26 protein-coding genes and 1 pseudogene are annotated in these 19,369 nt (G+C 36.1%); 21 read left to right on the top strand and 6 right to left on the bottom strand.

Translation table 11 applies throughout. The features are described 5' to 3' along the window. Position 1: 1 nt before the first annotated feature. The 6 genes and pseudogenes from BQ2679_RS08940 to abc-f all read left to right on the top strand — a co-directional run bounded on the left by BQ2679_RS08940 (position 2) and on the right by abc-f (position 6,049). Positions 2–1,168, top strand: coding sequence for an ATP-grasp domain-containing protein (locus tag BQ2679_RS08940; protein WP_075567840.1), 1,167 nt, complete (start codon positions 2–4; stop codon positions 1,166–1,168). 157 nt (positions 1,169–1,325) lie between these two features. Continuing rightward, positions 1,326–2,231 (top strand): aquaglyceroporin Gla, encoded by a 906-nt coding sequence (gla, locus tag BQ2679_RS08935; protein ID WP_075567839.1) that lies wholly within the window; start codon positions 1,326–1,328, stop codon positions 2,229–2,231. 164 nt (positions 2,232–2,395) lie between these two features. After that, on the top strand, positions 2,396–2,926 hold the full coding sequence (locus tag BQ2679_RS08930; RefSeq protein WP_075567838.1) for a YutD family protein: 531 nt from the start codon (positions 2,396–2,398) through the stop codon (positions 2,924–2,926). Positions 2,927–2,946: 20 nt separating this feature from the next. Continuing rightward, complete coding sequence (rlmN, locus tag BQ2679_RS08925) at positions 2,947–4,032, top strand: dual-specificity RNA methyltransferase RlmN (protein WP_004253810.1); 1,086 nt, start codon at positions 2,947–2,949, stop codon at positions 4,030–4,032. Position 4,033: 1 nt separating this feature from the next. Further along, positions 4,034–4,506: pseudogene (locus BQ2679_RS08920) on the top strand (VanZ family protein). Between the two features lies 1 nt (position 4,507). Beyond that, a complete protein-coding gene (gene abc-f / locus BQ2679_RS08915) occupies positions 4,508–6,049 on the top strand; it encodes a ribosomal protection-like ABC-F family protein (protein ID WP_075567836.1) in 1,542 nt (513 codons plus the stop codon). A gap of 43 nt (positions 6,050–6,092) precedes the next feature. On the opposite strand, the gene BQ2679_RS08910 is transcribed toward abc-f, so the two are convergent. The 5 genes from BQ2679_RS08910 to BQ2679_RS08890 all read right to left on the bottom strand — a co-directional run bounded on the left by BQ2679_RS08910 (position 6,093) and on the right by BQ2679_RS08890 (position 9,560). Beyond that, positions 6,093–7,388 (bottom strand): hypothetical protein, encoded by a 1,296-nt coding sequence (locus tag BQ2679_RS08910; protein ID WP_075567835.1) that lies wholly within the window; start codon positions 7,386–7,388, stop codon positions 6,093–6,095. Positions 7,389–7,500: 112 nt separating this feature from the next. Further along, complete coding sequence (locus BQ2679_RS08905) at positions 7,501–7,740, bottom strand: zinc-ribbon domain-containing protein (protein ID WP_075567834.1); 240 nt, start codon at positions 7,738–7,740, stop codon at positions 7,501–7,503. A 26-nt stretch (positions 7,741–7,766) separates the two neighbouring features. Continuing rightward, the gene (locus tag BQ2679_RS08900; protein ID WP_075567833.1) at positions 7,767–8,573 is read right to left on the bottom strand and encodes a peptidylprolyl isomerase; all 807 of its coding nucleotides are present in this window, start codon (positions 8,571–8,573) and stop codon (positions 7,767–7,769) included. Between the two features lie 163 nt (positions 8,574–8,736). Further along, entirely contained in the window at positions 8,737–8,961 is a 225-nt protein-coding gene (locus BQ2679_RS08895; protein ID WP_001041097.1) for a helix-turn-helix transcriptional regulator, read from the bottom strand. A 2-nt stretch (positions 8,962–8,963) separates the two neighbouring features. Next, positions 8,964–9,560, bottom strand: coding sequence for a hypothetical protein (locus BQ2679_RS08890; RefSeq protein WP_075567832.1), 597 nt, complete (start codon positions 9,558–9,560; stop codon positions 8,964–8,966). A gap of 525 nt (positions 9,561–10,085) precedes the next feature. Between BQ2679_RS08890 and BQ2679_RS08885 the strand changes: the two genes are divergently transcribed. The 12 genes from BQ2679_RS08885 (at position 10,086) to BQ2679_RS08825 (ending at position 17,361) form a co-directional block, all read left to right on the top strand. Next, positions 10,086–10,700: a CadD family cadmium resistance transporter gene (locus BQ2679_RS08885; protein WP_075567831.1), complete on the top strand. Its 615-nt coding sequence runs from the start codon at positions 10,086–10,088 to the stop codon at positions 10,698–10,700. A gap of 11 nt (positions 10,701–10,711) precedes the next feature. Further along, positions 10,712–11,050: a Cd(II)/Zn(II)-sensing metalloregulatory transcriptional regulator CadX gene (gene cadX / locus BQ2679_RS08880; protein WP_075565697.1), complete on the top strand. Its 339-nt coding sequence runs from the start codon at positions 10,712–10,714 to the stop codon at positions 11,048–11,050. A gap of 44 nt (positions 11,051–11,094) precedes the next feature. Beyond that, positions 11,095–11,229: a hypothetical protein gene (locus tag BQ2679_RS11165; protein WP_142324065.1), complete on the top strand. Its 135-nt coding sequence runs from the start codon at positions 11,095–11,097 to the stop codon at positions 11,227–11,229. A gap of 219 nt (positions 11,230–11,448) precedes the next feature. Next, entirely contained in the window at positions 11,449–12,030 is a 582-nt protein-coding gene (locus BQ2679_RS08875) for a TMEM175 family protein (protein WP_075568084.1), read from the top strand. A gap of 782 nt (positions 12,031–12,812) precedes the next feature. Beyond that, positions 12,813–13,085 (top strand): 30S ribosomal protein S16, encoded by a 273-nt coding sequence (rpsP, locus tag BQ2679_RS08860; protein WP_049520696.1) that lies wholly within the window; start codon positions 12,813–12,815, stop codon positions 13,083–13,085. Between the two features lie 19 nt (positions 13,086–13,104). Continuing rightward, complete coding sequence (gene kphA, locus BQ2679_RS08855; protein ID WP_075567830.1) at positions 13,105–13,344, top strand: RNA-binding protein KphA; 240 nt, start codon at positions 13,105–13,107, stop codon at positions 13,342–13,344. A 44-nt stretch (positions 13,345–13,388) separates the two neighbouring features. Next, on the top strand, positions 13,389–13,733 hold the full coding sequence (locus tag BQ2679_RS08850; RefSeq protein ID WP_075567829.1) for a MazG nucleotide pyrophosphohydrolase domain-containing protein: 345 nt from the start codon (positions 13,389–13,391) through the stop codon (positions 13,731–13,733). A gap of 65 nt (positions 13,734–13,798) precedes the next feature. Beyond that, the gene (locus BQ2679_RS08845) at positions 13,799–14,701 is read left to right on the top strand and encodes a DMT family transporter (RefSeq protein WP_075567828.1); all 903 of its coding nucleotides are present in this window, start codon (positions 13,799–13,801) and stop codon (positions 14,699–14,701) included. 149 nt (positions 14,702–14,850) lie between these two features. Further along, on the top strand, positions 14,851–15,708 hold the full coding sequence (locus BQ2679_RS08840; protein WP_075567827.1) for an alpha/beta fold hydrolase: 858 nt from the start codon (positions 14,851–14,853) through the stop codon (positions 15,706–15,708). A gap of 74 nt (positions 15,709–15,782) precedes the next feature. Beyond that, positions 15,783–16,301 (top strand): ribosome maturation factor RimM, encoded by a 519-nt coding sequence (gene rimM, locus BQ2679_RS08835; protein ID WP_075567826.1) that lies wholly within the window; start codon positions 15,783–15,785, stop codon positions 16,299–16,301. After that, positions 16,291–17,010, top strand: a complete 720-nt coding sequence (gene trmD, locus BQ2679_RS08830; protein ID WP_075567825.1) for a tRNA (guanosine(37)-N1)-methyltransferase TrmD — start codon at positions 16,291–16,293, stop codon at positions 17,008–17,010. The genes rimM and trmD overlap by 11 nt, the downstream gene beginning before the upstream one ends. Before the next feature lie 12 nt (positions 17,011–17,022). Continuing rightward, on the top strand, positions 17,023–17,361 hold the full coding sequence (locus tag BQ2679_RS08825) for an ATP cone domain-containing protein (RefSeq protein ID WP_075567824.1): 339 nt from the start codon (positions 17,023–17,025) through the stop codon (positions 17,359–17,361). Positions 17,362–17,390: 29 nt separating this feature from the next. On the opposite strand, the gene BQ2679_RS08820 is transcribed toward BQ2679_RS08825, so the two are convergent. Beyond that, positions 17,391–17,711, bottom strand: coding sequence for a hypothetical protein (locus tag BQ2679_RS08820; RefSeq protein ID WP_075567823.1), 321 nt, complete (start codon positions 17,709–17,711; stop codon positions 17,391–17,393). A 97-nt stretch (positions 17,712–17,808) separates the two neighbouring features. On the opposite strand from BQ2679_RS08820, the gene BQ2679_RS08815 reads away from it, so the two are divergent. The 3 genes from BQ2679_RS08815 to BQ2679_RS08805 all read left to right on the top strand — a co-directional run bounded on the left by BQ2679_RS08815 (position 17,809) and on the right by BQ2679_RS08805 (position 19,367). Then, complete coding sequence (locus BQ2679_RS08815; RefSeq protein ID WP_075567822.1) at positions 17,809–18,027, top strand: YdbC family protein; 219 nt, start codon at positions 17,809–17,811, stop codon at positions 18,025–18,027. Between the two features lie 317 nt (positions 18,028–18,344). Continuing rightward, positions 18,345–18,944, top strand: coding sequence for a hypothetical protein (locus tag BQ2679_RS08810; protein ID WP_075567821.1), 600 nt, complete (start codon positions 18,345–18,347; stop codon positions 18,942–18,944). 12 nt (positions 18,945–18,956) lie between these two features. Beyond that, positions 18,957–19,367 carry a hypothetical protein gene (locus BQ2679_RS08805; protein ID WP_075567820.1) on the top strand — a complete coding sequence of 137 codons (411 nt, stop codon included), beginning with the start codon at positions 18,957–18,959 and terminating at the stop codon, positions 19,365–19,367. Positions 19,368–19,369 lie beyond the last annotated feature (2 nt).

Below are 19,369 nucleotides of genomic sequence, written 5' to 3'. Positions count from 1 at the left end.
TATGAATTATCTTGTAATTTCACCCTATTACCCACAAAATTTTCAGCAATTTAGTATTGAGTTAGCCAATAAAGGAATCACAGTTCTAGGGATTGGGCAAGAACCCTACGAACAGCTAGATGAACCATTGCGCAATAGCTTGACGGAGTACTTCCGAGTTGATAATCTTGAAAATATCGATGAGGTTAAACGAGCAGTTGCCTTTCTTTTCTATAAGCATGGTCCAATTGACCGCATTGAATCACACAATGAATACTGGCTAGAGTTGGATGCTGCCCTTCGTGAACAGTTCAATGTTTTTGGTGCCAAACCAGAAGATCTCAAGAAGACCAAGTTCAAGTCTGAGATGAAAAAACTCTTCAAAAAAGCTGGAGTTCCAGTAGTGCCAGGAGCTATCATTGAAACAGAAGCAGATGTTGACAAAGCTGTGAAAGAAATTGGACTTCCCCTGATTGCAAAACCTGACAATGGAGTTGGGGCAGCAGCTACCTTTAAGCTTGAAACAGAAGATGATGTAAACCACTTTAAGGCTGAATGGGACCATTCAACCATTTATTTCTTTGAAAAATTTGTTAACTCTAGTGAAATCTGTACCTTCGATGGTTTGGTAGATAGAGATGGAAATATTGTCTTTTCAACTACCTTTGACTATGCACATACACCCCTTGATCTCATGATTTACAAGATGGACAATTCTTATTATGTTCTTAAAGATATGGATCCAAAATTGCGTAAATATGGTGAGGCTATTGTCAAGGAATTTGATATGAAAGAACGTTTCTTCCATATCGAGTTCTTCCGTGAGGGTGATGATTATATTGCCATTGAGTACAATAACCGTCCAGCGGGTGGCTTCACTATTGATGTCTATAACTATGCGCATTCCTTGGATTTGTACAAGGGCTATGCAGCTATCGTTGCAGGTGAAGCATTCCCGGAGTCTCCGTTTGAAACCCAGTATTGCTTAGCAACATCCCGTCGCGCCAATGCTAACTATGTTTATTCAGAAGAAGACTTGCTTGCTAAATATGGTCAGCAGTTCAAAGTAAAGAAAATTATGCCGGCAGCCTTTGCTGAATTGCAAGGAGACTATCTCTATATGCTTACGACACCAAGTCGTGAGGAAATGGAGCAGATGATTAAGGACTTTGGTCAGCGTCAAGAATAATCGAAATCAGGACTTAACAAACTCTCTTTGTTAAGTCTTTTTTTAAAGCCCTAAATAAAAGCGTTTTCCATAGGATTCTTTTAGAAAATCTGTTGCTAAAAGGTTTAAAAATTGATAGAATAGGGATTGTCTAAAAAATAATAAGGAGAATCTATCAATGGATTTCACATGGGCTATTAAATATGCCACAGAATTTTTGGGAACAGCCATCTTGATTATCTTGGGAAATGGTGCGGTTGCCAACGTTGAACTTAAAGGTACGAAAGGTCACCAAAGTGGCTGGCTCGTTATCGCTGTTGGTTACGGTATGGGGGTTATGATCCCAGCTTTGATGTTTGGTAACGTTTCTGGTAACCACATCAACCCAGCCTTCACTCTTGGACTTGCAGTTAGCGGTCTCTTCCCTTGGTCACAAGTAGCCCAATACATCATCGCGCAAGTTTTGGGAGCAATCTTCGGACAAGCCTTGGTTGTTGCGACTCACCGTCCTTACTACTTGAAGACAGAAAATCCAAATAACATCTTGGGAACTTTCTCAACAATTTCAAGTATCGACCACGGAACAAAAGAATCACGTTATGCAGCAACTGTGAACGGATTTATCAATGAGTTTATTGGATCATTTGTTCTTTTCTTTGCAGCACTTGGTTTAACAAAGAACTTCTTTGGTGCTGAGTTAGTTACAAAAGCTCAAGCATTGATTAATGAACAAGTGGCACAAGCGACTGCTCAAGGTCAAACAATTCCTCAAGAACAAGTCGCTACATATCTTGAACAAGCGAAAACACAAGTAGCTCCATTCTTGTCACCAGGTCTTGGTATTGCACACTTGGCACTTGGTTTCTTGGTAATGGCTTTGGTTACTTCACTTGGTGGACCTTCAGGACCAGGTTTGAATCCAGCTCGTGACTTTGGACCACGTCTTCTTCACGCCTTCCTTCCAAAATCAATCCTTGGTCAACACAAGGGTGATTCAAAATGGTGGTATGCTTGGGTACCAGTAGTTGCACCGATTGCTGCTGCTATTGCCGCTGTAGCACTTTTCAAATTACTTTACCTATAATATTTAAAAACTGGGTTTTCCCAGTTTTTTTCTTTTTAGTACAGTTGTGTCTTTTAGAATTGAATGTTGAAATAGTCAGATTTTTTTCTTTTTCTATCAAATGTGAAAATATCTCGAAAATATGGTAAAATAGAGTATTAAGAAATCGTTGAAAAAGGAAGATTATGCGTAAAGAAATTGCACCTGAATTATACAATTACAATAAATTCCCTGGTCCGGAATTTCATCTGAATGATACTAAGGTTGAAGCTGAAGGTTTTTCTTTTATCTTGGTTGAAAATAGCAAGGATGCTTTTGATGCAACGGCTTTTACTCAACGCTTTTCGGAAGTTTTAAACAAGTATGATTATATTGTAGGAGACTGGAGCAATGAACAGTTGCGCTTGCGTGGATTTTATAAAAATGAACGAGCTGAAGAATCTTTAGAAAAAATCAGTCGTTTACAGGATTATCTACTGGAATACTGTAGTTATGGTTGTGCCTATTTCGTTTTAGAAAATCAGGCGCCGAAACGAGCATCTTTCGACCAGAAGATTCGCAAAAAAGAGGAAGAAAAAGACTCTCGAAGAGGTAAGAAACCTTCCCAAAACAAGAAAAAAAATCATACAGACAAGAGAAATAGACGTCGTCGAAAAGAGCAAAAACCTCAAAAAGAGGTTAAGGAAGACCGTCATTTTGTTATTCGTCAGAAATGACCAAAGAATAAGGAGAAAAGATGAAACCGTCGATTTATAGTTTAACACGCCAAGGCATGCAAGAATGGGTCTTGGAGCAAGGAGAAAAGAAATTCCGTGCTGATCAGATTTGGGAGTGGCTTTACCGTAAACGTGTTCAGACATTTGAAGAAATGACTAACTTGTCTAAGGATTTGATTGCCAAACTAAACGAGCAGTTTGTAGTCAATCCCTTGAAACAACGTATTGTTCAAGAGTCAGCCGATGGTACTGTGAAGTACCTCTTTGAGTTACCAGACGGTATGCTGATTGAGACGGTGCTTATGCGTCAGCACTATGGTTTGTCAGTCTGTGTAACCACTCAGGTTGGATGCAATATCGGTTGTACCTTCTGTGCGTCAGGTTTGATCAAGAAGCAACGTGACCTCAATAACGGGGAAATTGTAGCTCAAATTATGCTTGTTCAAAAATATTTTGACGAACGTGGTCAAGATGAGCGTGTTAGCCATATCGTTGTTATGGGTATTGGAGAACCATTTGATAACTACAATAACGTTTTGAACTTTATCCGTACCATCAATGACGATAAGGGAATGGCAATCGGTGCTCGTCACATCACCGTATCAACCTCTGGCTTGGCTCATAAGATTCGTGAGTTTGCCAATGAAGGAGTCCAGGTTAACCTTGCTGTTTCTCTTCATGCTCCAAACAATGAACTGCGTTCAAGCATTATGAAAATTAACCGTGCCTTTCCAATTGAAAAACTCTTTGCAGCGATTGAGTATTACATCGAAACAACCAACCGCCGTGTGACTTTTGAGTATATCATGCTTAATGAAGTTAATGATGGAGTTGAACAAGCGCTTGAGTTGGCAGAATTGCTCAAGAACATTAAGAAATTGTCATATGTCAACTTGATTCCTTACAACCCAGTTAGTGAGCACGACCAATACAGTCGTAGTCCCAAAGAGCGTGTCATGGCCTTCTATGATACACTCAAGAAAAAAGGTGTCAACTGTGTTGTTCGTCAGGAACATGGTACAGATATCGATGCCGCATGCGGACAATTACGTTCAAATACCATGAAACGTGATCGCCAAAAAGCAGTAGCTGAAGTAAATCCATAAGATGAATCAAAAAAAATTACTAAGCCTGGGAATCGTGCTATACAGTCTTTGTATCGTCTGTTTTTGTTTTACTCCCCAGCCTCAACTTCCTACAGGAGTGGAAACTCCAGGTATTCAAACGATTGGACGCCTGGTTTTTCTTTTGACGCCTTTTAACTCTTTGTGGAACCTGGGAGAAGTAACCAGCCCGATACAACTGTTTTGGATTTTTTTGCAAAACGCCTTAAATGTCCTCTTGCTCTTCCCTTTAATTTTCCAGCTTCTCTATCTCATCCCTAGTCTAAGAAAAACGAAGAGAGTGATTTTGTTAAGCTTTTTATTGAGCTTAAGCATCGAGTGCACACAGCTAGTTTTAGACTTTTTCTTTGATTTCAATCGGGTCTTTGAGATTGATGATTTATGGACCAATACTTTAGGTGGCTACCTAGCCTGGATCCTCTATAAACTACTACATAAAACAAGATAAGGAATTAAAATGAGTATCTTAGAAGTTAAAAATTTAAGTCACGGTTTTGGTGATCGTGCGATTTTTGAAGACGTATCCTTCCGTCTCCTCAAAGGTGAACATATCGGTCTAGTCGGTGCTAATGGTGAAGGGAAATCAACCTTCATGAGCATCGTGACTGGTAAGTTGGTACCTGATGAAGGTAAGGTGGAATGGTCCAAATATGTGACAGCAGGTTATCTGGACCAGCATGCAGTTCTCAAAGAAGGTCAAACCGCACGTGACGTTCTTCGCACTGCATTTGACGAATTATTCAAAGCCGAAGCACGTATCAATGAACTCTACATGGAAATGGCAGAAGAGGGAGCTGATATTGATGCATTGATGGAAGAAGTTGGCGAACTTCAAGACCGTTTGGAAAGTCGTGACTTCTATACCTTGGATGCTAAGATTGACGAAGTCGCGCGTGCTCTTGGTGTCATGGATTATGGTATGGATACGGACGTAACAGCCTTATCTGGTGGACAAAGAACCAAGGTACTCTTGGCTAAACTCCTCCTTGAAAAGCCAGATATCCTACTTCTTGATGAGCCAACCAACTATCTAGATGCGGAGCATATTGACTGGCTCAAGCGTTATCTTCAAAACTATGAGAATGCCTTTGTTCTTATCTCTCACGATATTCCATTCCTCAATGATGTGATCAATATCGTATATCACGTTGAAAATCAACAGTTGACACGCTACTCTGGCGATTACTACCAGTTCCAAGAAGTCTATGCCATGAAGAAATCGCAGCTAGAGGCAGCCTATGAACGTCAACAGAAGGAAATTGCTGACCTCAAGGATTTCGTAGCCCGTAATAAGGCGCGTGTTGCTACTCGTAACATGGCCATGTCTCGCCAGAAGAAATTGGATAAGATGGACATTATCGAGCTTCAAAGTGAGAAACCAAAGCCTTCCTTTGATTTTAAACCAGCTCGTACACCAGGTCGATTTATTTTCCAAGCCAAGGACTTGCAGATTGGTTACGACCGCCCACTTACAAAACCATTAAATCTTACCTTTGAACGCAATCAGAAGGTTGCCATTATTGGTGCTAATGGTATCGGTAAAACAACCCTCTTGAAGTCTCTTTTGGGCATTATTCCACCAATTGCTGGGGAAGTTGAACGTGGAGATTATCTAGAACTTGGTTACTTTGAGCAAGAAGTGGAAGGTGGCAATCGCCAGACACCTTTAGAAGCTGTTTGGAATGCCTTTCCAGCCCTTAATCAAGCAGAAGTCCGTGCAGCTCTTGCCCGTTGTGGCTTGACGACTAAGCACATCGAAAGCCAAATTCAAGTCTTATCAGGTGGGGAACAAGCCAAGGTTCGTTTCTGTCTCTTGATGAATCGTGAGAACAATGTCCTTGTTCTAGACGAGCCTACCAACCACTTGGATGTGGATGCTAAGGATGAGCTCAAACGAGCTCTGAAAGAATATAAAGGATCTATCCTTATGGTTTGCCACGAACCAGACTTCTATGAAGGCTGGATGGACCAAATCTGGGACTTTAATGAACTAACATAAATAGCCATAAAAAATCCAAGTCTATATGACTTGGATTTTTTGACTAATTTAGTTGCTTAGCAGTATCGTTCTCAAAGTAACTCTTACCATTTTCAACAACCATCGTGATGGTGACGTCGGTATATTTGCCGTCAGATAAAGTGCTAACAGTGAATTTATAGATACCATCTGATAGAGTTCCGACTGGAAGTGATATTAGTTTATCTTTTAAGTAGTCTACACGATTATCATTTTTATGATTTTGTCTATCGTCGATTTCACTAAAATTTAAGTGTTTGATAGAAACGGTTAAAGATTTATTGTTGATATGTTTGTTAATATCGATATTGTAAAATCCTGCAATATCATTATCTCCATTATCTCTGTTTTTTACAGCCTCTTTAATAAGAATACTATAAAATTTATTTCGATCAGCTGGTGTAATCTCGACAGAATAATTCTCTAATAATTTGAAACCAACTGCCTCATTTAGTTTAGTCGCTATATCATCTCTTAATTTTAGATCTCTTATTCTTTCTTCGTAGACTTTTAAGACAAATTCAAATTGCTCAAGTGTAACTTTATCAAATAACTCTTTTTCCGTATCGTTTTCAAGATAGGAACGAATTTCTTTTTTGTCCTTTTCATCTAATGTTGTCACGTGTGTTCCATTATGAACATCAGAAACATAAATAAAATCGATAAAACTATCTCCGTTTGATAAAGCCTCGGTGTAGAACAAAGTAGTGAGTGTTCCGTTATAAGGCTCGATTAAATGTTTTTTCTCATATACTTCGACTTTTCCTTTTAGGCCAAAGTCTTTAAAGTCCTGTACATATTGATCCGTCGACCCCCATACTGAAACTTTGCTATTCGTGATTAACAATAAATTACATAACAAAACGACTATGGTCCCAAAAACAAAACTTGATTTGTTTGAAGACTTGTCGATTTGATCGAGCTTTGTTTTTTGAAAGTTCCCAATAAAGAAAATAGCAGAGTAGAGAAGATTAATACAAAATAATGTTGGAAAATTATCAATATAATTGATCGGCCACCAGCGTAGATATATCATATTTGATAATTGTAAGCAAACTCCGATAGTCGCTAAAATTACTTGTATATTACTAGTCTTTTGGATTAAGGGATTCTCTTTATAGGTTGATTTTAGTTTGAGAGGATCCCTAAAGGCAAAAAAGTTACCTAAAAGAATTAAAGCTATTGCTAAAAAGAATACCGGCCATAGAATGAAGAAAGCATAACCTGCTGAATAGAAGAGGGCAAAATAAACTAGATTATAGAGTAAATATCCTAACAGGACCAAGCAAAGTCGTATCAAACTTATTTTATATGGTTTCATAGAAAGCCTCCATAAATTGTTAATTCTATTATACCATAGAATTGTACGTAAGGGAGCGCTTCCAAAATTGTTGCTGACTAATGAAAAAGATAGGCACATTGACCTATCTTTTTTAATAATTTAAATACTTTTCAATCTCAGATTTTTCAATTTCATGTCCGTATTGGCATACTGGGCATGAAACATAGTAAGATTTTCCATAAGGAAAGAGTGGAATCCAGTAGAGGGTAAATTTACGCCCAGTTTCCATAATTTGCCAAGGTTCAACATTGTTACAATGTCCACACTCAATACTAGTTTGAGTATGTCCTAACTCTTTTGTAAAGCCTTTAGATCCCCAAAAAATTAACATGTAATGATCTCCTTTATTATAATAATTTAGTTTTTGCTAAAGTCATAATCTTTCACAACTTCAATGCTGTCAATTGTGATAGCAGTAGTTGGTTTATCTTTTTCATCTTTTTCAGCCTTAGCAATCTTATCTACAACGTCCATACCTTCTATGACTTGTCCAAAGACAGGGTGCTTGCCATCAAGACTAGGATTTCCACCTTCTTTGTAGGCATCGATAATTTTCTTAGGATAGCTACTTGTAGGAAGTTTAGCAGAATAGTCTGTTGTACTTTGGTTGATGAAGAATTGGCTACCATTGGTATTTGGCTGTCCAGTATTTGCCATTGAAAGGGAGCCACGGATATTGTATAGATAAGGAGAGATTTCATTTTTAAAACCAGTTCCAGTATCCTTGGTATTATCCTTGCCATGCCAGATAGATTCACCACCAGTACCATTCCCTTTTGGATCTCCGCCTTGAATCATAAATCCGTCAATCACACGATGGAAGGTAACACCATTGTAATAACCTTCTTTAGCGTGAGTAAGGAAGTTTTCAACGGCAAGTGGAGCTAACTTTGGAAAGAGCTTGATGCGGATATCCCCTTGGCTTGTGTGGAGGATAGCTTCAGCCTCGTTTTCAGCAACTTCCTTAGAAAGTTGAGGGAAGTTAGCATTTTCATTTGTCAAGGCATCTTTTAAGTCAGCAGCTTCTTTGTTTGCAGCTTTTGAACGTTCTTCCTCGGCAATTTTTGTATCAACGTAATCATCCCCACGAAGTGTACGTTGGAGACTAGTACATCCAGCAAGGACAAAAGTGGAAACTAAGAGAAGTGTAGCTATTTTTTTCATAGTAATCCTTTCAAGAATCATTTATACTATTGTACCTTAATTGACAAAGGATTTCAAATATTAGTAGTTTACAGAACTGGCTTAGATAATAGTTGGGATTTCATCATCATCTTGAAAATCTTCAACATTAATCAATGAACTTAATGCTAGGTCTCGAAAAGAATTATGCTTCCTCTTTCTGTCTGAGTTCAAAGAGGTCTTCTACTTTCAGATTAAAAACTTGAGCAATTTTAAGAGCCATTTCCAGCGAAGGATTGTAACGGTTATTTTCCAAGTGCAGAATTGTCTCGCGTCGCATGCCGATGAGGTCGGCTAACTCCTGCTGGGTCATGCCTGTGGACTCACGAACAGATTTGAGATTAGTAATAATCTTGCTTTCTTTTGCCATGCTTATCCTCTCCGTTCTAAGATAAGATAGACAACCGCAAAGATGAGAATCAAGGCAGCTATGCTAATAAAGATCTGGCCCATGTAAAGAGTGAGAGACCCCATATACCCAATGATAACTGCTAGGATCATCAGTGCACCTAGTATAAAAACAAACATCAAGCTAGCTGCCTTGGCTAAATTAGCATAAAAGCGTTCGTCCGGAGTTTCCTTGACATTTTTAAAACAGAAAAAACCAAATACACTCACTTCAATAACGAGGCCAATTCCCAAAATCCATTCTCTAATACCAGAGCTTTCGCTAGGGGTTGCAACCAAAAACCCTACTGTATAAAAAATGCTTGCTGCCAACACAAGTACCGTGTAAAGCTTAGCAGACAAGTCAAAAATAGTCTTCTCCTTATCTTTCTGAATCTTATGAGGCCGTGGTTTCATACGTAGCCAGCTCCAAATAGCTATAATTTGACCTTGCACTGAAATACCAGTAATAACTAACTTGGATCCCAAACTAAGATTAGAACCAAATAAAACAATAAAATCAATAAAGAGAGCTACGGCAATCATTGCAATGAGGCCACGCATTTTTTGACTTTTTTTCATGATAGACTCCTTTTTTGTGTTATAAATATATAACACTTAAATTTATGTTATAAATATATCACACTTAAATTTAGAAAGCAAGAATTTATGTGTCAATGAGGCAATTATTTGAAAAAATTTTTTAATAAAAGCCCTTGATAGTCAAACAACTAAAGAATTCTTTGAAGCAATGCATCGGATTTGGTTTGGATAGTTTCGTTAATAACATTTGATGATAAAGAATTTTTGGAAAATCTAGATACTGTATGAATCTCTGCTTTTTCTTAGACTGTTATAATGTATGTCAGAATAAGCTTTGTAGGTGTAGAAGTTAATTTTTACAGAAGTGAAGTAAGCATTCAATACGAATCAATACATAAGAAAAACTCTGATTTCAAGCGTTTTTTCTTTTTTCAATTTTAATACATTTCACTATATTTCAGTCCAATCTCTACCTTCTTATCTATACTTTGATGGAGCTGAAGTTGACATCTACAAAGTTTAATGTTAAAATTCATTCAAAAATATATTTGAATGAGGTGTTTTATGGTTCAAAATGTTTTTACTTCAATAATCCTGTATTCTGGGACAGCCGTAGACTTACTTATTATCCTAATGTTATTTTTTGCCAAAAGAAAAAGCAGAAAAGACATCATTAACATCTATTTAGGACAATTTCTAGGCTCTGTTAGTCTAATATTGCTAAGTTTACTTTTTGCATTTGTCTTAAATTATATTCCTAGTAAAGAGATTTTAGGTTTGCTCGGTTTGATTCCAATTTTCCTAGGACTCAAAGTTTTGTTTTTAGGAGATTCTGATGGAGAAGCTATTGCAAAAGATGGTTTGCGCAAAGATGATAAAAACCTGATTTTTCTAGTAGCTATGATTACTTTTGCTAGTTGTGGTGCTGACAATATTGGTGTTTTTGTCCCATATTTTATTACCTTAAATTTAGCGAATTTGATAGTGGCTTTACTTACTTTTCTAGTCATGATTTATCTCTTGGTTTTTTCTGCCCAAAAATTGGCACAAGTCCCTTCTGTTGGAGAAACTTTGGAAAAATATAGCAGATGGTTTATTGCCGTTGTTTATTTAGGATTGGGGATGTATATCCTGATTGAAAACAACAGCTTTAACATACTAAGGACTGTGTTCGGCTAGGAGAAAAAATTATGAAAAAAGATAGTATATGCCAAGTGAATATTATAAATCAACAAAATGTTACAACCGCAACGAACTACCTTGAAAAGGAAAAAGTCCAAAAATCACTTCGTATTTTATCAAAGTTGACCGATAATAAACAGATAAATATCATCTTTTATCTCCTTGCTGTTGAAGAACTCTGTGTCTGTGATATAGCCTGTTTATTAAATCTCAGTATGGCATCTGCCTCCCACCATCTTCGTAAACTAGCCAATCAAAACATCTTGGACACTAGAAGAGAGGGGAAAATTATATATTATTTTATAAAGGATGAGGAAATCAGAGACTTTTTTAATCAACTAGGATAACAACTATTTTACTACTTTACCATGATTATATATAGGACTTATCTATGAAATTTTTTGATGAAAATTACTCACAAGAAATACCTATTCGTATCAAATGTTTAAGAAAAAAGTATAATTTAAAGCAAAGCGACCTAGGTAATGCAGGTCAAGTTAGCCAAGTTGAAAAGGAAGAAATCTGAAAGAAAATGTATCTTTGATAGTAGTCATTTATTGTGAAATATGATATATTTATTGATTAGATGGATGAATATTTCTAAAGTTAAATAAAATATGACAGATACATGCTTTTTAGTGTATCTTGTTTGTACTCAAAATATGAAGTGACTATCCAATATTTAAGATTAATAAATATTATACGATGAGATAGAATGCTACAAAATGAAAGGCGATGTAATCTGATGAAGAAAGATAGATTAATTGCATTGACAGATGCGGTTCTAGCAATTATAATGACTATCCTAATCTTAGAATTAGAAAAACCAACGACACCAAGTCTTCAAACTTTTTGGGATTTACGGCAAAATTTCTTTGCTTACTTTCTTTCCTTTTTCTGGTTGGGATCGTTATGGATGGCACTAAATACATTGTGGGAAAAGGTTGAGAAAATTTCTCAACAAATTGTTTGGTGGAATTTGTTTCTTTTATTTTTTGTTTCATTTATGCCCTATGCTACTGGATTAGTTAGTAGTCATTTCATGAATCATACGGCACAGCTCTTTTATGGACTGATCGTTATTGTTTCAACGGTAGCAAACTGGTTTTTACATAAAGTAATTGATAAACCCAATATAGATCAGAAAGAATTACTTGAAGCTACTGCACAATATAGAAAGTTATTGATACCTGACCTAATAATTAAAGGAGTGGGATTGATTCTATCCTTAATTATCTATCCTCCGATTATGATGTATAGTGTTTTAATTGCGGCATTTTACATCATAACTTTAAAAACACTATCTGAAAAAAGAGTGAACAACTAAAAAATGGTGACCAAAGTTAGGTGTATTATTTAAATTTTTACAGAACTAAATTATTCTCCTATTTAGAATCTATTAATTCATATTTTATAATTTAATTAGTAGATATCGTTCTTAAAATCCTTGATATTTCGCTGTTTTTAGTCCAATTAAAATCTATACTTTCTAAACCAGATCTTAAGAAAGCTCGTAAAGCTAGCCAGTTCTCTAAACGTTAAGAACTTCCTAGTATACACCATTTACAACACTTCATGGTTCACACCATGGGGTGTTTTTAATGATTTTAAGCAAAATTTATACCATTTAATTGAAAGTTATTTAAATTAGATGAAAATTTGTTTTCTGAAAAAGTGGAAAAACATTGATTTAAGCTAATTTTGAATCATAATCAAATGGGAGTTTTTAAAATCATGTTTCGTTTGTAAAAATGCCAAACTGGATTCTCCATAGGAGAATGATATCTCCTGCTAGTAAATCATCTGCTAATAAGACCATGTGTCATTTGGGAACGGTCTTGGGATTTAGTAGCCAATTTTCCATATCACGATTAGGAGAGATTTAGGGCTTGACAGGGTAGTCCTTATAGATAGTATCAAAAGTAGTATTCATAAAGTTTCTATTTCTAACTTATCCCAATTAGTCTACATATTTCTAAAAAATAAAAAATTTTAAGTTCTGTCAAGTTTTTTTCTTGACACCTGTTAGAAATCTGCTATAATAGAACATGTGCTAAATAGCTAAGCTATTTCACCGAACTAAAAAATAAAAGAAAAGAGATATTAAAAATGGCAGTAAAGATCCGTTTGACTCGTATGGGTTCTAAGAAAAAACCTTTCTACCGTATTAACGTTGCAGATTCACGTTCACCACGTGATGGACGTTTCATCGAAACAGTTGGAACATACAACCCACTTGTTGCTGAAAACCAAGTAACTTTGAAAGAAGACCGTATTTTGGCATGGTTGGCTGATGGAGCTCAACCTTCAGATACAGTACGTAACATCCTTTCAAAAGAAGGCGTATTGAAGAAATTCCACGATTCTAAATTCTCTAAATAAGTTTAAAGTAGGTTGACAGATGGATACGATTGAAAATCTCATTATTGCAATTGTGAAACCTTTGATTTCACAACCAGATGCCTTAACTATCAAAATTCAAGACACTCCAGAATTTATGGAATACCATTTGAATCTTGACCAGAGTGATGTAGGTCGTGTGATTGGACGTAAAGGTCGCACTATCTCAGCGATAAGAACGATTGTCTACTCTGTCCCAACTGAAGACAAAAAAGTAAGAATCGTTATTGATGAAAAATAAAAAGAGCGGGACTTAGGTCTCGCTTTTTTTGCAAGGAGAATAGCATGAAAGATGTAACTATTAGACAATTAGAGGCCTATTTGTTAGAACATTACAAGAAATCACGAACAGAGGAAGGTCTTTTTATAAAATTAGTTGAAGAGGTCGGAGAAGTAGCTGAAGTTTTGAATGGACGTTCTGGGCGAAAAGCAGGGGTTCAAGACTCAAATATTGAATTAGCAATCGAACTAGCTGATATTATTCACTATACAGTTGCGATTGCAGCAATAAATAATATTGATTTAACGAAGACAATTTTTGAGAAAGACAAAAAAGCATCTATTAAATACAATCATGAACGAAATCTAGAACAGTATCTTGATGAGACTAACGAAAACAGTCATCATTAAGTACCAGTTTTCAATCTGATACAATGGTACTTGATAAAAGCTAGATTCAAAGGGAGTTATTATCTATGAACGAAAAAACAAAAGCCTATTTGGCAGCCTTATCTTTTTCAACTATTATTGGGTTTTCTTTTCTATTTACCAAGGTTGCCTTAGGATTTGCTAGTCCTTTGACCAACTTAGCCCATCGTTATACTGTAGCAGCTCTAGTCTTATTCATTCTTCAACAAACCAAGGTGATACAGGTAAAACTTACAAAAGAGGATATTTTATCAATCTTACCAATGAGTCTCTTTTATCCCCTCCTCTTTTTTATGTTTCAATCTTTTGCTCTCCAGTATATCTCATCCTCCGAAGCTGGAATTTTGCAAGCCCTGGTGCCCATCATTACCCTCATTTTGGCCTCAATATTCTTAAAGGAAAAAACCACGATGGTTCAAAAGTTTTTTCTTTTTCTTTCAGTAGCAGGTGTTGTTTATATTTTCCTTAGTAAGGGTGCTAATTTCGATGCAGGGGCAGGTATCTTTGGCTATGTCTTGATGCTTGGATCTGTTTTCTCAAATGCCATTAATAATATCCTTAGCAAGTACAAGGGAGGCCAGTACAAGGTTATGGACCTGACTGTAGTTGTGATTCTAGTCGGCTTTATTGTTTTTAATTGCTTAAGTCTCTTTTCTTACATCGCAAGTAGCAATCTAATGGGATATTTTGAACCCCTTGGTCATGTTGGCTATATCTTTTCTATCCTCTATTTAGGAATTCTAGCCTCAATCGTAACAGCGGCTTTATCTATTTATGCTATTGTTAGACTAGGAGCATCAACAGTTAGTGTTTTTGGAAATCTAGGAACTGTTTTAACCATTGTAGCAGGAGCGGTAATTCTGCAGGAGCCAATTTATAGTTATCACTTGCTTGGTGCATCCATGATTATTGCTGGAATTTTAGGCATGAATCTGATGAGAAAAAAGTAAAGATTGCTTAGCAGTCTTTTTCTTTATCTAAATGATGCAGAAAATTCAAAATTTTTAATGAAATTAGGTCTGGAAAACGATGATTTTAATATAGCATGATAAAATAGATAAAAAGAATGATATTAGGATAAAGAGGAGAGAGTATAGAAATGAAGCCAAATGATATTGCTGAAGCTATTGCTTTTTATAACAGAGAACCCGAGACTTTGGTACGCCACATTATACCAGTATTAGATTGTGATTTGGTTGTTTATCATCGTCCTGGAAACGGAAGTAAAGGCCACATTATTTTCTATCATGGAGCTTGTGGCCGTAGTCAGATGTGGGCCCACCAGTATGATGCTTTTGATGGATTTGACCTCTACTTTGTCAATGTTCGAGGGCAGGGTGAATCACCTATGAAAGTTGGTTTACCTGACTTGGAAGGCGCTGTTCAAGATGTAGATGCTATTTTGTCCTATTTCCAGTTGGATAAGGTGATATTGGTTGGTCATTCTTGGGGAGGAAATCCACTTCAAGAGTACACCTATCGCCATCCAGAAAGAGTCCTAGCCTTGGTCATGGTAGATAGTTGGGGACAGCATCGTTACCTATCAGATAAAGAAAGAGGTCGAATCAAATATAGTTCTCTTATGTATAAAACGATTCCTTGGAAGGTGATTGCAGATAAGAACTCAAAAATGTGTACAGATAATCCTATCACAAGAGAATTAGTCAAGACTGCCATTATAGAAACTGGGAGAGATGTTTTCTTGAATCTTGGAATCACAGGTTTCTTAGCTGTCCATGAGATAGAAGGTTATCAAGGAAATCCTCCCATGCTTTTAGTAAGAGGAGAAAATGATTTTCCCAAACACCTAAAAATAATCTATGATGGTATCATTGCTCTAAATCCCAATGCGCGTCAAGTAACGATTTCAGATAGCAAACACCAACCGATGAATGACCATCCTAAAGAGTTTAATCAGATAGTTGGTGATTTTTTTGAAGAAGTAGTAGCCTTGTAAGATAGGACCTATTCAGCTTGTGAAAATCCCTCTAACATGATAAAATAAAGGGAGTAAGATACACAGGAGATTAAATGAACTACTTTAACGTTGGAAAGATTGTTAATACACAGGGCTTGCAAGGTGAAATGAGGGTCTTGTCTGTGACAGATTTTTCTGAAGAACGCTTTAAAAAAGGTGCAGAGTTAGCCTTGTTTGATGAAAAAGATCAGTTTGTGCGAACAGTGGTTATTGCTACCCACCGTAAGCAAAAAAACTTTGATATTATCAAGTTCAAGGATATGTATCACATCAATGATATTGAAAAATATAAAGGACATAGTTTAAAAGTTGCTGAAGCTAATCTCAATGATCTTGATGAAGGTGAATTTTACTACCATGAGATTATTGGATTAGAGGTATATGAAAACGATCAGCTAATCGGCACCATTAAGGAAATCCTTCAACCAGGAGCTAATGATGTTTGGGTGGTTAAACGTAAAGGTAAACGAGACCTTCTCTTACCTTATATTCCGCCAGTTATTCTCAATGTTGATATTCTTAATAACCGTGTCGATGTAGAACTCTTAGAAGGGTTAGACGATGAAGATTGATATTTTAACACTCTTTCCTGAAATGTTTTCACCGCTAGAACATTCGATTGTTGGGAAAGCTCGTGAAAAGGGACTTTTAGATATTCAATACCATAATTTTCGAGACTACGCAGAAAAAGCTCGTCATGTGGATGACGAACCCTATGGTGGTGGCCAAGGTATGCTACTTCGAGCACAACCGATATTTGATGCCTTTGATGCCATTGAAAAGAATAATCCACGCGTGATTCTCTTAGACCCAGCTGGGAAACAGTTTGACCAAGCCTATGCTGAAGATTTGGCTCAAGAAGAGGAACTCATCTTTATCTGTGGGCACTATGAGGGCTATGATGAGCGTATTAAGACCTTAGTTACAGATGAAATATCTCTTGGAGATTATGTACTAACTGGAGGAGAGCTTGCAGCAATGACCATGATTGATGCTACAGTTCGCTTGATACCAGAGGTGATTGGTAAAGAATCTAGTCATCAAGATGATAGTTTTTCATCAGGCCTACTCGAATATCCTCAGTATACACGGCCTTATGACTATCGTGGTATGGTGGTTCCAGAGGTACTTATGAGTGGTCACCATGAGAAGATTCGACAATGGCGACTCTATGAAAGTCTTAAAAAAACCTACCAACGTAGACCAGACTTGCTGGAAGATTATGAATTGACAGCAGAAGAAGAAACAATGTTGGCTGAAATTAAAGAAAAAAACGATTAAAAGGAGAAACTTATGCAAGTAATTAAACGTGATGGACAAGTCGCCGACTTTAACCCAGATAAAATCTATCAGGCTATCCTGAAAGCGGCTCAGACAGTCTATGTTTTGACAGACGATTTGCGCCAAAATCTAGCTCAAGTTACTAAAAAGGTTGTTTTGGATTTAGAAGAAGCAAAAGTAGAACGTGCGACTATCAGTATGATTCAATCAATGGTTGAGCACCGCTTACTAGGTGCAGGATATATCACTATTGCTGAACACTATATCTCTTACCGTCTGCAACGCGACTTGGAGAGAAGTGGCTATGGTGATCACATTGCAGTTCACCTACATTTTGAACAAATTCGCTAAGCTAAAAAGAGTGAGATGATAGAAACATCTCACTCTTTCTTAAATCTGTTTTTTTGTGCAGTTTGAACGGTTGAAGGGACAAAACTAACCCTTCGAATATCGGATATTCGGATAATACGAGTAATATTTTTTGCAAAATTTTTAACAATCAGTTGCTGGCGCTCAGTATCGTATTTTATGATATCTCCAGTAAAGCTAGTCTCAGAAAAAATAATATGAACAGCTGTTTTTTTCTGAATGGCTTGCTGAATAGTAGTAGCTAATGAATTATTTTGGATTGGGGTAGGCTCATCTTGTCCATAAAGGAAGCTTTGGACTTTTTCTAGCGTTTTTTTGAATAAAAGTTTCATAAGAGCCTCCTTTCTAATCTATCATTATTATATAAAAATTATAGAAAATCTACAAGATTTTACGAATAATCAGTAGAATACAAAAAAGGAGAAAAACATGGCTGAATTTACTTTTGAAATTGAAGAACACTTACTTACCCTATCTGAAAATGAAAAAGGATGGACTAAAGAAATCAATCGTGTTAGTTTTAATGGAGCACCAGCAAAGTTTGATATTCGTAGTTGGAGCCCCGACCACACAAAGATGGGAAAAGGAATTACACTTTCAAACGAAGAGTTTCAAGTGATGGTGGATGCCTTAAAGGGAGATAAATAAACAAAAAAGAGTGGGATAATCCCACTCTTTTTTCATCAAAATTGGAACTATTATTACACTGAAAAAGTTAATTTGAAATAATATAGTATAGAATATCCACAATATTTTACAAGGGAATTTTAAGGAAATGTTTGTTAAGATCAAAATAATTAGAAAAATTAGTTTTTAGCATATAATTGCTTGATAAATAAAAGGAAAACAAATATAATATTATTTAGTAAAATAGGTTAAATATTGCACACAGTTTTAAATCTGTTTTTAGGAGATTAAAGTGTATTATTTAACAGATAAAAATTAACCTTTAGGAGGAGTTTTATATGGGAGAACTTAAAAAATCCCTGTTTTTTGGTTATTCTCGGTCGTCTGTTCATGAGGTAGTGAATGAACTTAAGTCTCAAGTAAATGAATTGGAAATTCGTAATTCACAGTTACTTAAAACCATTGAGGAACTTAAAGATAAAGAACTGTTTATTTCGGAGGCTATTGTTGAGGCTAAACGTGTATCTATTGATATAATTTCAGAAGCTGAGGTTCAGTCTGAACAGTTAGTTAATGAAATGAATACTCGCATCGAGCAATCAGAAGAAGAGCTTAAGCAGTTGGAAGTTACTAAACAGGATATTATGAACCGAACTGAATATATCAAACATGAATTAAAGCAACTTCTTGAGAATCAAATCACTATGATTGATAATATTGATACAGGAGGGGTTCATCATATAGGACACATTATTGATGATCTTCTTTCTATGAGTCATGAACGTCTAGATGGAGTCAGTAGAATTCTTAGTCTTGAAAATTCAACTTCAGAAGATGATATCCAAAATGGAAAATCTAATGTTTCTTACTTGACTCCAGAGAATAATAATGTGACAGATTTAAATGAACCACCTATTTTCAGTGTGGATTCATTTTAGGAAGGTTGGCATATGGTTAACATCAATATTGCTTTTCAAGAGTTTCTTAAAAAGCGTCAAATTAACCTACAAAAGGTTGATCGTGAGGATGGAACAATATACAAGGGACGTTTATCTGTCGTAGAGGAACACTTGGTAGAATTTGCTTTTTGGATAGAAAATACAGAGGAAACTGGTGTTGCTCAAATTATTTTTAATAATCTGGCTGTCTTAGAGGACCAGAATAATCGTTCGGACTTTCTTGAAAAAATCAATGAACTAAATCGTATGTATGGTTTATATTACTATCTGGTTCTTGATGTTGATAATCGTGTTTTCGCTCGCTACGTGACCCATGTAACCTCGCAAAACTATGAGATATTATTTGATATCTTTAAAAAGGGGACACAGATTATCAGTGAAATTATTAAGGAATTAAATTAAAA

Source organism: Streptococcus timonensis, from assembly GCF_900095845.1.
Lineage (GTDB): Bacteria > Bacillota > Bacilli > Lactobacillales > Streptococcaceae > Streptococcus > Streptococcus timonensis.
The sequence above is the reverse complement of the archived record's forward strand: the minus strand, read 5'-3'. Positions and strand labels throughout refer to the sequence as shown.